Source organism: Corallococcus sp. AB030, assembly GCF_003668965.1.
Taxonomy (GTDB): domain Bacteria; phylum Myxococcota; class Myxococcia; order Myxococcales; family Myxococcaceae; genus Corallococcus; species Corallococcus exiguus.
This window is the reverse complement of sequence record NZ_RAWQ01000257.1, coordinates 1-12120: the sequence shown is the minus strand read 5'-3', so window position 1 is coordinate 12120 and position 12120 is coordinate 1. Positions and strand designations below refer to the sequence as shown.

The window sequence follows — 12120 nt, the reverse complement described above, 5'->3', positions numbered from 1 at the left end:
TCAAACAGCGCGTGTCGGCCAACCGGCAGTACTCGACGATGGAGCAGCACGTCGCCGCTGCCATCCGCTGGGTAGTGCGCCTTTCTCCCCAGGACGCCCTCCGCAAGGCGGGCTGCCTCGCCGAGGGCTTCTGGCTGCGCGATTTGTTAGAGAACTTCTGGCGACCTACTTAGCAACCGCGTCTGACATTCCATCCCCTGGACCCGAATCTGTCTGCCCGGCTCGACTTTCCAGGAATCCAACTTGAGCCCACGCATGAGCGTTTGCGAAACTCGCCCCCGTGAACGCCCGCGCTCGCGTCCTCTCCGCTGTCCTGCTGGCCACCTGCATCTGGGCCTGCGCCTCCTCGCCGCCGTCGGCCCCGCCGGACACGTCGTCTCCGGAGGCCGGCTCGCCCGCGCGCCTCTGGCAGAAGACGTCCGTGTCAGGGGACCTCGCGCGCTTCTCCCGTGACGGCACGCGCGTCACCGCCGACGGCGCGCTGGAGCTGGACCCCGCCACCGCGAAGGACGGCACCGACCCGTTTCCCGCGGGCGGCTGGTTCGACGGCGGCAGCTTCTACAACGGCGGTACCTTCCGCGTCGGCACCGCCACCTCCGAGGTCCAATCCGTCCCCGGCGGCTTCGACAGCGTGGTGCCGTCCTTCGACGCGCAGACGCCTCCCGGCACCTGGGTGAAGCTCACCGTCTCCGCCCGCATCGAAGGCACCTGGACCAAGGACTACGAGCTGGGCGTCTGGGCCTTCGACACCACCACCGTCGCGCGCCACAGCGTGGACAACCAGGGCGACGCCGACGGCAACGTCCTCACCGACACCCTCAACCTCAAGCGCCGCGCGGATGCCCTGCGCGTCACCGCCCACCTCTTCTCCGAACGCACTGACATCAGCCCTCACGTCCGTGCGCTCGCCGCCGCCGTCACCGACACACGCCTCAAGCCCCAGGACGCCACGTCGGACCGCACCGGGTGGGGCGTCGTGCTCGACGTGCCGGGCTACTCGCAGATGATCTACCCCGACGGCGGCGAGGTCTGGTGCTCCCCCACGTCCACCACCATGCTGCTCGGCTACTGGAGCCGGAAGCTGGGCCGCGCGGACCTGGAACACCCCGTGCCCACCGCCGCCGCCCATACCTATGACTGGGTCTACAAGGGCACCGGCAACTGGAGCTTCAACACCGCCTACGCCGCCAGCATGTCCAACGGCGCCCTGCACGGACTCGTCGCCCGCTTCGACTCGTTCGCCCCCGTGGAGCGCCTCGTCGCCGCCGGCATCCCCGTCAGCATCAGCATCGCCTACGAACCCGGAGAGCTTCCCGGCGGCGCCTCCCGGCGCACCGACGGCCACCTCATCGTCGTGAAGGGCTTCACCGACACCGGCGACGTCGTCGTCAACGACCCTGCTTTCGGCTCCAACGAAACCACCCACGCCACCTACCCCCGCGCCGAGCTGTGGCGCGCCTGGCAGCACTCCCGGGGCGCCGCGTACGTGCTGTGGCCCGCCGGCACCGCCCTGCCCGAGCAGGGGCTCGTCCCCCTCCCTTGAGCTGCGCGTCCGAATGCGGACACGCGACCAACGCAGCGCGGCGCGCAGTGTCCACTGGCCGGGGCGTCAGACACCCCGTCCCTTGACGTTCAGGCGTCCGTGCGCGACCCGACAAGACCTTTAGCCTTCAGTCCGCCTAAATTAGGCTTGATTTCGGGTCGCGGAATGTAAATACCTGCGACCGCGATTTTGATGTTCCCGCCGGTACTCCGGAACCGGGGACACGCCTGGAGGCAGGACCATGGAGCAGAAGCCGCTGCGGGACTTCCTGGAGATTCCCTACGACGAGCTGGAGGAACTCAACCTCAAGGTGAAGCGCCAGCGCATCAAGCGCGAGTCGCCGGACAAGGTTCGCGAGGAGCGGATCAAGTACCTGACCGACGAGAAGCGCATCAAGGCCGTCACCGTGTGCTTCACCGACCTGGAAGGTCGGCTGCACATGCTGGATTACGACAAGAAGTTCCTCCTCAAGAGCGCGGACAACCTCACCTTCGACGGCTCCTCCATCCGCGGCTTCTCCGCGCAGGCGGAGAGCGACCTGCGCCTGAACGTGGACTGGAGCGCGTTCTACTGGCTGCCGTCCGACATCTTCGGCCCCGGCAAGGTGCTCGCGTTCTGCGAGGTGCTGGAGCGCGACGGCACGCCGTACCACTCGGACATGCGCGGCCAGCTCAAGCGCGCCACCGAGCAGCTGTTCCAGAAGGACGGCACCGTGTTCCACGCGGCGCCGGAAATCGAAGGCTTCCTCTTCAAGAGCCGTGACGCCGAGCGCCACTACCACGAAGAGGGCAAGTTCGAGTTCATCTCCATCGGCGGCTACTACCACGCGCTGCCGGGCGACGGGCTGCGCACCTTCATCGACAAGGCCGCGGAAGCGCAGCGCGCCATGGGCTTCGAGAACGAGAAGGACCACCCGGAGGTGGCGCCCTCCCAGTTCGAGATGAACTTCTCCTACAGCGAGGCGCTGGTCGCCGCCGACCAGATCCAGCTCTACAAGCTGCTCTGCCGCCAGGTCGCCGCGCAGCAGGGGCTGACGGCCAGCTTCCTGCCCAAGCCCGTCACCGGCGTGAACGGCAACGGCATGCACATCAACATGTCGCTGTCGAAGAACAACAAGAACCTGTTCTACGACAAGAGCGGTCAGGACGGCCTGTCGGCCATGGGCTGGGAGTTCATCGACCGCCTCCTGAACAACGCGAACGACATCTGCCTGGTCCTCAACTCCAGCGTGAACTCGTACCGCCGGTTGGATCCGCACTACGAGGCGCCCAACCAGATCAAGGCCTCCGCGAACAACCGCGGCGCCATGGTGCGCATCCCGTTCGGCAACGAGCGCAGCGCGCGCGTCGAATGCCGTTCGGTGGCGCCGGACGCGAACCCGTACATGGTGCTCTTCACGCTGCTGAAGACCGGCCTGGAGGGCCCGCAGCCGCAGGAGGACGCGGAGACCAAGCGCAGCCGCACGCGCTTCCTGCCGGACAACATCTACGACGCGGTGCGCTTCTTCAAGGGCAGCCAGTTCATCGCGCAGACGCTGGGTGAGCAGGTGCAGGGCAAGTACGCGGAGCTGAAGGTGTCCTCCGCGGACCGTTGCCCCAAGCAGCTGGGAACCCGCGTGAAGGACGCGGAGATCCAGTTCCACCATGAGGTGACGAACCAGTACCTCTGGAACCTCTTCTAGAGTTCGCGGTAGCGCGCCTGGAGGAACAGGTAGGCGGCGTAGGCCACCAGGCCCGCCGCCACCACTCCCAGCAGCACGTCGCCCGCAGGTTGGCGGGCGACGACGGCCAGGGCCTCGCCCAGGCCCTTGGCCTCGCCCGGGTTCGCGTCCACGCCCGCGAGCACCAGGAAGCCGCCGATAACGGCGAACACCACGCCGCGCGCGGCGATGCCGAACTGGCACACCCGCTCCACGCGGTGCTGATGCGCCGCCGCCAGGCCCGTGAGCGTGAGCTTCTCCCGGAACTTCGCCTTCCACGCCGTGTGGAACTGCTTCAGCGCGAAGCCGACGATGCCCAGCCCCACCAGCACCACCAGGACGCGGCCGAAGGGCTGCTCCATCAGCGTCGCCGTCCAGCCCTGGGTGCCCTTACCCTTCCCCTGTGACGCGCCCACCACGGTCTTCACGGCGAACAGCGCCAGCGAGCCGTAGATGACGCCGCTCACGAAGTACATGGCGCGAGTGGCGATGCCCCTCGCGTCCGAGCCCTTGTCCTCCGTGTCCGCGAACGCCTGCGCGAATCTCCAGATGACGTAGCCGACGAGGCCCACGGCCAGGAGCGACAAGAGCACGATGCCAAAGGGCCCGTGCGCCACGGTGGCGACAGCGCCGTGGCTGTCCGTGGCGCGTCCGCCCTCGCCCGCCGCGAGCTTCAGCGCGAGCACGCCGATGATGGCGTAGACGCAGCCCTTGGCCGCGTAGCCCATGCGGCCCAGCTTCTTCGCCCACGGGTGGTTCGCGGCTTCCTTCGCGCCGCGCGACAGCCGCTCCATGCCCGGCCCGCGCATCACGTCCATCGTCGCCATGCGGTCTGCTCCTCCCGGCCTTCTGGACCGAAAGGACAGGGTGCGCATCCGGCGGCGCGAACGGACGCAAGGCGCTCCCCCCGGTTCCCCATCCGGACCGGGAGCAGAGGGCCCGGCTGGCTGGCCGCTCAGGGAGCGGCAGCGCCCGGGATTGGCACCCAGGTCAGCGCCTCGGGCGCCTCGGCGAAGAGCGACTTCAACGCGGGAACCTTCGCGTGGTGCCGCTTCATTTCGACCCACACGGTCGGGTGGCTGATCTGCAGGAGCGCGTCTCGCAGCAGCTTCAGACGCTTGGCGGACGCACCTGCGCGCTTCTCCGCGCAGTACTCCCCCAGCCTCGCCCGATACCCGTCGAAGGCCTGCTTACGAGCGGTCGGTAGGGGGACACGATTGAGTCCGAGCACATTCAGCGTGTACTTCGCCCGGGCCTCGTCGCGCGTCCTGCCCTTCGCTGTCACGACGAATTCAAAGGTGTTGAGGATGTCGAGCGTCAGCCACTGCGTGGCATCATCCTTGCGCGGGTCGAGGAGCACCGGCTTGCCGGCGGCAGGTTTCTTGAGCGTGGGCGCGGGCTGGCCCTTCTTGCGCTTGGGGTGGGCGAGCAGCGTGGGGCTGCGGCTCGTGCCGACGAAGACCGCGAACTGGTTGTTCTTCGGACCGTTGCAGGGACCGCACGCGTAGCAGTAGTTGTCCCAGACAAAGGCACGCTCCGGATAGAGATCCTTCGGCCAGATGTGCTCGACCTCGTCGGCCACGGAGTCTTCACAGTAGGAACAGCGCCGTGCGCCGGAACACATTCGCGTGAGAACCTCCTTCACGCTCGTGAAGGTCGCGTTCTTCTTTGCATTGTACCGGGAGAAGAGCCGCTTCGCCTCCGCGACGCGGGCGGTGTAGCCGCGAAGGGCGAGGACCTCGCGCTGATACGCCTTCAGCCGCTTCGCGACCTTCGTGTCGAGGCGCAATGGGGACAGCCGGATCATGCCTTCGGCTCCCGCGGCTCCGAAACGTACGCGACGGTCGGGGAGGACCGCCGCAGTTCCTGCTGCCGCGCCATCTCCTTCTTCGTCAGTCCGTCCGTCAGTTCTTTGGCGTTCAGGCCCGCGAGCTCATCGACGCGCGCCTGCGACGTGCGCGAGCGGGTCGTCCGCTGCAGACCAAAAGCACCGGTTCCGAAAGCCTCAAGCACATTGCCGAAGACAAGACGTTCCCGGTCGAGGCCAGTGAGGAACCGCGACTCCTCGTCAGCACCCGGCGCGGCGAGCTTGAACACGGTGCCAGACTCCGCCGCCTGGCAGACCAGCGGGCTGTGGGTCGTGACGATGAACTGGATGTTGGGAAAGTGCCTGCAGAACCAGGGGCCAATCTCCCGCTGCCAGGTCGGATGAAGATGTGCATCGACCTCATCAATCATCACGACGCCGGGCCGGGAGACGATACTCCCCGTCTTGTCGAAGAGCGCGAGCTTGGGGTACGCGAGCGAGAGCTGCCGGAGCAATTCGAACGTGATGCTGAGGACGGCACGGTACCCGTCGCTCAGGTTCTCCGCTGGCACGCGCGCCTTGGAGGCATTGCGGAACACGACCTCGTGCGGTGTGACTTCGTCGATATGCATCCCATGGGGAAGAAACCCGGGCTGGTTCACGAACGTGATCACCTTGTCCACGGTCACGGGTGCAGCGCTCGGTTTCCGCCGTCCTCCCGGCGTGTACTCGAGCAGCGCGAGCTCGCACAGCCACCTGAGACCGGACGTCAACGCCACCGACTCGCCGAAAATCGAGAGGTGGCGAGCCACGCGCGACTGCGCCTCAAGGAGCTTCTCCCACTCCCGGTCACCGCCGGTGAATCGGCGGAACGGCCCGTAGGACGCCGAGAACCATCCGTGCGGGCTCCACCAGATGTTCGACTCGGGCGGCGCGCCGCGCGTCCTCCACTGCGGGGACCCGACGACCCGCGGTTTGGGGTGACGGAGCACGTCGACGCCCACGCGCAGCGGCCCTTTCACGGTGGACCGGTCGGGAAGCCGATCCGCCTTCGGATCGGTTTCGACCCGGAGATGGATTTTCGCCGAACTGGTACCGAAGCGCACCCAGTCATTCCAGTTGAGGCGCAGCATGGGCGCCTCTTCCCATCCGACGAGCGCGAGTGCCGCGGCCCTCAGGACGGAGCTCTTCCCCACTCCGTTGTCTCCAATGAACACATGCCACCCGGCTCGTGGAGCCTTGGGCGGCAACTCCCAGTCGAGTTCCTCGATGCCGCGGAAGTTCCGGATGGAGATTCGGCTCAGGTACATGAACGGCACGATACCAGTGCATACGACGACAGGGATGCCCGACTGGCATTGTCGCTCAGCGCAGGGTGCGCACGGCCTGGACCACGCGGGGCCACTCCTTGGAGCGCGGGTCGATGAGCTCGAAGTGGCCCGCGCCCTTCAGGGGGACCAGGTGCACGGGGTCCTTCTGCTGGACACCCCGGGCGTGGAAGCCCTCGCTGACCTTGAGGGGGACGGTGTCGTCCTCGGTGCCATGGAGGAGGACCTGCGGCAGCTTCAGGGGCTGGAGCGCGGCGGGGGACGCCACGGCGTAGCGCTCCGGGACCTGTTCCGGGGTGCCGCCCATGAAGGTCTTCACGATGCCGTTGCCCAGGTCCAGCGCGGCGCCCTGCGCGAGGTCCAGCACGCCGGCCAGGGACACCACGCCCTTCAGCTTCAGCGGGGCATCGCGGTACAGCGGATGCTTCGGTGTGAGGCGGTGCCGCGCGGCGAGCCACATGGCCAGGTGTCCGCCCGCGGAGTGGCCCATGGCCACCACGTTGGAGAGGTCCAGCCCCAGCGACGGAGCCGCGCTCATCAGGTGGTCCGCCGCGGAGGCCACGTCCTCCAGGGTGCCGGGGAAGCCGCCGCCGTCCTGGCCCACGCGCCGGTACTCCAGGCTCCACGTCGCGAAGCCGCGCTTCGTCAGGTCCGCGCACAGGTGGCCCGCGTGCTCCAGGCCGTACTCCGCGCGCCAGAAGCCGCCGTGGACGAAGAGGACCACGGGGTGCGGGCCCTTGCCCTTGGGCTTGCGCAGCTCGGTGAACTGCTGCGGGGCTTCGCCATAGGCGATGCGCGCGTCCGGCGGCGGCTGCGGCGTTTCCAGGACCCACATGGAGCTCATGCCGCGCATCTTGGGAACGGGCGGCCGGGCACCGCAAGTCGCGCCGCGCCGCCGTGCGTGGAGGCCGGGGGCTCCGGTACGCTCCCCGCGTGCTTGAGGCGAATGAAGCGGAGCTGCGCATGGCCCTGGCCGAAGGCCTGCTCTCCCGTGAGGACGTGGACGCCCTGCGCGAGGAGGCGGGGCGGCGCGGAGTGTCCCCGTTGCAGCTCCTCGTGGAGCGGGGGCGGCTCACCGGGGATTCGCTCGTGTCGCTGCGCCGAAGCCTGGAGGTGGAGACGCCGCTCCCCGCGAGCAAGGGAGAGTCCCCGCGCGACAGCGCACCGCATGCACCTCCCATCGAGGAGGAACGTCCGCGCGACGGTGCGCCGCACGCCACGCCCGAGCGCGTGGCGCATCCGCCAGACACCGCCGACGACACGTTGCCTCCAGGCGCGGCCCCCGCCGCCGTGGTGGACGGTCCCGCGTTTCCGGTGCCGCACTGGACGCTCTACCGGCCCATTCGCTTCCTGGGTCAGGGCGGCATGGGGCGCGTCTTCCTCGCGCGGGACCTGCGGTTGCACCGCGACGTGGCGCTGAAGTTCGTTCGCGACGAGGACCCGGAGCTGTCCCGCCGCTTCATCTCCGAGGCCCGAGCCCAGGCCCGCGTGGACCACGAACGCGTCTGCCGCGTGTACGAGGTCGGTGAAGTCCAGGGCCGCGCGTACATCGCCATGCAGTACATCGCGGGGGCGCCGCTGCACACGCTCGCCGGCACGCTGTCCGTGGAGCAGAAGGCGCTCGTGCTCCGTGACGCCACGCTGGGCGTGCACGCGGCCCATCTGGCCGGGCTCGTGCATCGTGATCTCAAGCCCTCCAACATCCTCGTGGAGCGTGGCGAGGACGGCGCCCTGCGCCCCTACGTCATGGACTTCGGCCTGGCGCGCGATTGGTCCAGTGACGATGCCGCCACCGCCACCGGTACCGTGCTGGGCACGCCCCAGTACATGGCCCCCGAACAGGCTCGGGGCGAAGTCACCCGGCTGGACCGGCGCGCGGACATCTACAGCCTGGGCGCCACGCTGTACCACCTGCTCACCGGCCAACCGTCTGTCACCGGTGCCAATGGATTGGAGGTGCTCGGCCGCATCGCCACCCAGGAGCCTCGCCGTCCTCGGGAGCTGGACGCCGGGATTCCGGCGGACCTGGAGGCCATCGTCCTCAAGTGTCTGGAGAAGGACCGCTCGCGGCGCTACGGATCCGCGAGGACACTGGCGGACGACCTCACGCGGTTCCTCGAAGGCGACCGGGTGCTCGCGCGCACGGGCCCTACGTACCGCGTGCGCAAGTGGATGGCCCGTCACAGGGTCGCCGTCGTCGTCGCGAGCATCACCGGGTTCGCCGTGGCGGGCGCCGTGGGCCAGGGCGTGATGGCCCGGCGGGAAGTGTCTCGGCGCGAGGCCCTGACCCGGCGCTTCACCGAGGGCGTCGAACGCATCGAGGCCCAGGCCCGCTACTCCGGCCAGGCGCCCCTGCACGACACGCGGCCGGACCGCGAGGCGATGCGCGCCCGCATGCGTGACATCGAAGCCTCCATGCGCGACGCAGGTCCCGTCGCGGAAGGCCCGGGCCATTACGCCTTGGGGCGCGGGTTCCTGGCGCTGGGGGACGAGGAGTCCGCGCTCACGCACCTGGAGACCGCCTGGGCGAAGGGCTTCCGTGAGCCTCGCGTGGCGTATGCGCTCGCGCTGGTGCTGGGCCATCGCTACCAGCGCGAGCGATTGGAGGCGGACCGCATCCCGGACGCGGCCAGCCGCGAGGCGAAGCGGCGCGAAGCCTGGACGCACTCTCGTGACCCGGCACTGGCCTTCCTGGAGCAGGGCCGAGGCGCGGAGGTGCCCGCCCCCGAATACGCGGAGGCCCTTCGCGCCTTCCATCAGGAACGCTTCGAGGACGCGCTGAAGTCACTGGACGCGCTGGGCGCGCGGCTGCCGTGGTTCCACGAAGCGCCACGGCTCCGGGGCGACGTGCTGCTCGCTCGCGCCGTGCGCCATGCCCTGGCGAGTGAACGCGACGCGGCCCGGGACGACCTGGAGGCCGGACGGCGGGCCTACGACGCGGCGGCGGACATCGGCCGCAGTGTGTCCGCCGTGCACCGAGCGCGGGCGGAGTTGGAGCAGGAGGCCTTGTTCCAGGAACTGTCCGGCAAGGGAGACGTGCTGCCCGCGTACACGCGCGGGATGGAGGCCGTCTCCCGCGCGCGCACGGCGGCTCCCGATGAAGCGGATACCTGGGTGCTGGAGGCCCTGCTCCACCGGAGCCTTGCGCAGGCGAGCCTCAGCAGTGGAGGCGACGTGGAGCCGCTCCTCACACGCACGCTCGACGCGGCGAAGGAGGCGCTGCGGCTTGCTCCCGAGAAGGTGGAGGCGCGCCACGCGCTGGCCATGGGCTGGTGGCAGTGGGCCCGGTACCGTCAGGACCGGAACGAGGATCCGCGCGAACAACTGCGGGCCGCCGTCGCCGCCTTCGAATCCATTCCCGAGTCCTCGCGCGACTACGACTTCCACCTGGACCTGGGGCTCGTCTTCAAGGTGTGGGCGGATTCAGAGGACGGGCGAGGCGGGGACTCGCTGCCCTTCCGGCAACAGGCCATCGCGTCCTACCGACGGGCGTTGGCGCTGGACGCGAAGCGGCCGGATGCGTGGATCAACCTGGGCACGGCCTACGTGAACCGGGCCAACCATCCGCGCGCACCGTCGAAGGACGCGGACCTGGAGGAAGCTCGAACGGCGCTGGAGCGCGCGAGCACGCTCGACCCGGGGCACGTCGTCGCGTGGTTCTACCTGGCGGAGGTGCACCGCGCGCTCGCCTTGCGCCTGCGAGATCACGGCGGCGACGCGGGGCCAGGACTCGCCCGCGCGCTGGAGGCCTATCGCCAGGGAGTCGCCATCAACGCGAAGCTGCCGCCGCTCCAGAACGGCGTGGGCACCATCCTGCTCGACCAGGCCCGCGAGGCGTGGGACCGGGGAGATTCACCAGAGCCCCTGTTGGACCAGGCGGAGCAGGCCTTCATCCGGGCCATTGCCATCGCGCCCAAGGTCGGCTTCGCGCACAACAACCTGGGCGAGGTGCGCATGTGGCGCGCGACCTGGCGCCTGCTGCTCGACCAGGATCCCACCGCGAGCGCGAAGGAGGCACAGGCCGAACTCCAGCAGGCCACCACGTTGCTGCCCGGACTCGCGGAGCCATGGGCCAACCTGGGCCAGGTGCACCACACCGTGGCCGCGTACGCGCTGAGGCACGGGAAGGATCCACGGCCTGCGCTCGCTCAGGCCACGCAGGCGCTGGAGCGTGCGTTGAAGCACAACCCATCACTCGCACAGGCATGGCGCTGGCGGGGAGAAGCGCGGGCGCTCCAGGCTCGCGAGGAGGCCCGGCGGGGACAGAAACCAGACGCGTCCTTCCGGGCCGCCGCGAGCGACTTCCAGAAGGCGCTCGTTCTGGAGCCCGAGAACCTGGATCCACGCCTGGCCTACAGCGCGTTCCTTCGCGAGTGGAGCGCGACGGCCTCCGGTCCGGACGCACGAGCCCACCTCCAGCAGGGACTGTCCCTGACAGAGACCGTGCTCACCGCGCGCCCCCGGTGGAAGGACGCGAGCACCTTGCGCGATGATCTGCGTCGCGCACTCGCGAAGCTGCCACCGGAATGACGGCACCCACTGCGTGCCGTGAGGAGGCATTGCTCGAGCCACCGCGCATGACGGCCTGGCGCGGGTTGGTGAATGCACGGCATCTTCGCCGCTCCAGGTGTTGCCGCGCTGATGCAACGTTCATAGCGTCGGCGCATGCCGCTCGCCCTCTACGCCGGAATCGCCGTCTCGGACTACGCCACGGCTTGCGACTGGTACTCGCGACTGTTCGGCGGACCGCCCACGCTCGTCGCCACGCCCACGAAGGCGGTGTGGGATCTCGCGGAGCACCGGTCCATCTTCATCGATGAGCGCCCCGAGCACGCGGGCCACGCGAACCTCTCGATCTTCGTGGACGACCTGGACGGCCTCGTGGCCCGGCTCGCCGAGCGGGGGATCCACGCGGAGAAGCAGGAGACGTACAAAGACGGCGTCCGCAGGGCCACCTACCGGGACTCCGACGGGAACGAGCTCGGCTTCGGCAGCGCCCCCCAGCGCTGACCACCTGGAGCATTTCCATGAGCACAGGCAGGCCACCCTTTGGACCGCGGGTCTTCACCCCAGCGGACGCCGCTTTCGAGCAACGCGTTCGCGACAGCTTCGCGCGCCAGCGCGTCATGGACACGATTGGCGCGTCGCTGATCTCCGTGGCACCGGGCGAGGTCATCATCGAACTGCCGTTCCGGGAGGACCTCACGCAGCAGCACGGCTATCTGCACGCGGCCATCGTCACGGCCATCGTCGACAGTGCATGCGGTTACGCGGCGTACTCGCTGATGCCCGTGGACGCCGCCGTCCTGACGGTGGAGTACAAGGTGAACTTCCTCGCGCCCGCCGCGGGCCGGAAGTTCATCGCGCAGGGCCGGGTGACGAAGCCCGGCCGGACGCTCACGGTCACCACGGGTGACGTGTTCGCGGAGACCGATGCGGGCCTCAAGCCCATCGCGACCATGCTCGCCACGATGATGGCCGTGAGCCAGCGGGAGACTTCGGGCTGAGCTGAGTCATCCGGGGCAGCGTCGCCCAGACCTCCCCGCTCCCCACCTCCTGCCAGCGACCTTCCAAAACCTGTCCGACTGGAGGGTTGCGCGGAATAAGCAATCCGCTGGGTCCCGTAGAAGAGAGATGACTTCAGAAGAAGGAGCCTCCTGCGCCTCTGCCGAGCAGGGGGGCAGGCGCCGCGTCGCAAAGGACCCGACTCCGCGCTTCAAGGGAGCGGAGCGCGAGGTGCTTG

At 69.1% G+C, this 12120-nt stretch carries 9 protein-coding genes; 5 read left to right on the top strand and 4 right to left on the bottom strand.

Annotated features, from left to right (window positions below; all coding sequences use genetic code 11):
- Positions 1–280 precede the first annotated feature (280 nt).
- Together D7Y15_RS38555 and D7Y15_RS38550 are read left to right on the top strand one after the other, a co-directional pair.
- Entirely contained in the window at positions 281–1543 is a 1263-nt protein-coding gene (locus tag D7Y15_RS38555; protein WP_121755692.1) for a C39 family peptidase, read from the top strand.
- A 241-nt stretch (positions 1544–1784) separates the two neighbouring features.
- On the top strand, positions 1785–3224 hold the full coding sequence (locus tag D7Y15_RS38550) for a glutamine synthetase family protein (protein ID WP_121755691.1): 1440 nt from the start codon (positions 1785–1787) through the stop codon (positions 3222–3224).
- Here D7Y15_RS38550 and D7Y15_RS38545 read toward each other — a convergent pair.
- From D7Y15_RS38545 to D7Y15_RS38530, 4 genes are all read right to left on the bottom strand, one after another.
- Positions 3221–4069, bottom strand: a complete 849-nt coding sequence (locus tag D7Y15_RS38545; protein ID WP_121755690.1) for a DUF1206 domain-containing protein — start codon at positions 4067–4069, stop codon at positions 3221–3223. The two genes, D7Y15_RS38550 and D7Y15_RS38545, sit on opposite strands and share 4 nt — an antisense overlap.
- Positions 4070–4197: 128 nt before the next feature.
- Positions 4198–5049 carry an aminoglycoside phosphotransferase gene (locus tag D7Y15_RS38540; protein ID WP_120576480.1) on the bottom strand — a complete coding sequence of 284 codons (852 nt, stop codon included), beginning with the start codon at positions 5047–5049 and terminating at the stop codon, positions 4198–4200.
- A complete protein-coding gene (locus D7Y15_RS38535; protein ID WP_120576492.1) occupies positions 5046–6359 on the bottom strand; it encodes an AAA family ATPase in 1314 nt (437 codons plus the stop codon). Before D7Y15_RS38535 ends, D7Y15_RS38540 begins: the two co-directional genes overlap by 4 nt.
- A 55-nt stretch (positions 6360–6414) precedes the next feature.
- Positions 6415–7221 (bottom strand): S9 family peptidase, encoded by an 807-nt coding sequence (locus tag D7Y15_RS38530; RefSeq protein WP_121755689.1) that lies wholly within the window; start codon positions 7219–7221, stop codon positions 6415–6417.
- A 119-nt stretch (positions 7222–7340) separates the two neighbouring features.
- Between D7Y15_RS38530 and D7Y15_RS38525 the strand changes: the two genes are divergently transcribed.
- From D7Y15_RS38525 to D7Y15_RS38515, 3 genes are all read left to right on the top strand, one after another.
- Entirely contained in the window at positions 7341–10907 is a 3567-nt protein-coding gene (locus D7Y15_RS38525) for a protein kinase (protein WP_233605252.1), read from the top strand.
- A gap of 135 nt (positions 10908–11042) precedes the next feature.
- On the top strand, positions 11043–11387 hold the full coding sequence (locus D7Y15_RS38520) for a VOC family protein (RefSeq protein ID WP_120576482.1): 345 nt from the start codon (positions 11043–11045) through the stop codon (positions 11385–11387).
- Positions 11388–11404: 17 nt separating this feature from the next.
- Positions 11405–11884 carry a PaaI family thioesterase gene (locus D7Y15_RS38515; protein ID WP_120576483.1) on the top strand — a complete coding sequence of 160 codons (480 nt, stop codon included), beginning with the start codon at positions 11405–11407 and terminating at the stop codon, positions 11882–11884.
- Positions 11885–12120 lie beyond the last annotated feature (236 nt).

Excerpts from the sequence above, each read along its gene's own strand:
- D7Y15_RS38550 (WP_121755691.1), top strand. The coding sequence starts at position 1,785 with ATGGAGCAGAAGCCGCTGCGGGACTTCCTGGAGATTCCCTACGACGAG.
- D7Y15_RS38545 (WP_121755690.1), bottom strand. The coding sequence starts at position 4,069 with ATGGCGACGATGGACGTGATGCGCGGGCCGGGCATGGAGCGGCTGTCG.
- D7Y15_RS38540 (WP_120576480.1), bottom strand. The coding sequence starts at position 5,049 with ATGATCCGGCTGTCCCCATTGCGCCTCGACACGAAGGTCGCGAAGCGG.
- D7Y15_RS38535 (WP_120576492.1), bottom strand. The coding sequence starts at position 6,359 with ATGTACCTGAGCCGAATCTCCATCCGGAACTTCCGCGGCATCGAGGAA.
- D7Y15_RS38530 (WP_121755689.1), bottom strand. The coding sequence starts at position 7,221 with ATGAGCTCCATGTGGGTCCTGGAAACGCCGCAGCCGCCGCCGGACGCG.
- D7Y15_RS38525 (WP_233605252.1), top strand. The coding sequence starts at position 7,341 with ATGGCCCTGGCCGAAGGCCTGCTCTCCCGTGAGGACGTGGACGCCCTG.
- D7Y15_RS38520 (WP_120576482.1), top strand. The coding sequence starts at position 11,043 with ATGCCGCTCGCCCTCTACGCCGGAATCGCCGTCTCGGACTACGCCACG.
- D7Y15_RS38515 (WP_120576483.1), top strand. The coding sequence starts at position 11,405 with ATGAGCACAGGCAGGCCACCCTTTGGACCGCGGGTCTTCACCCCAGCG.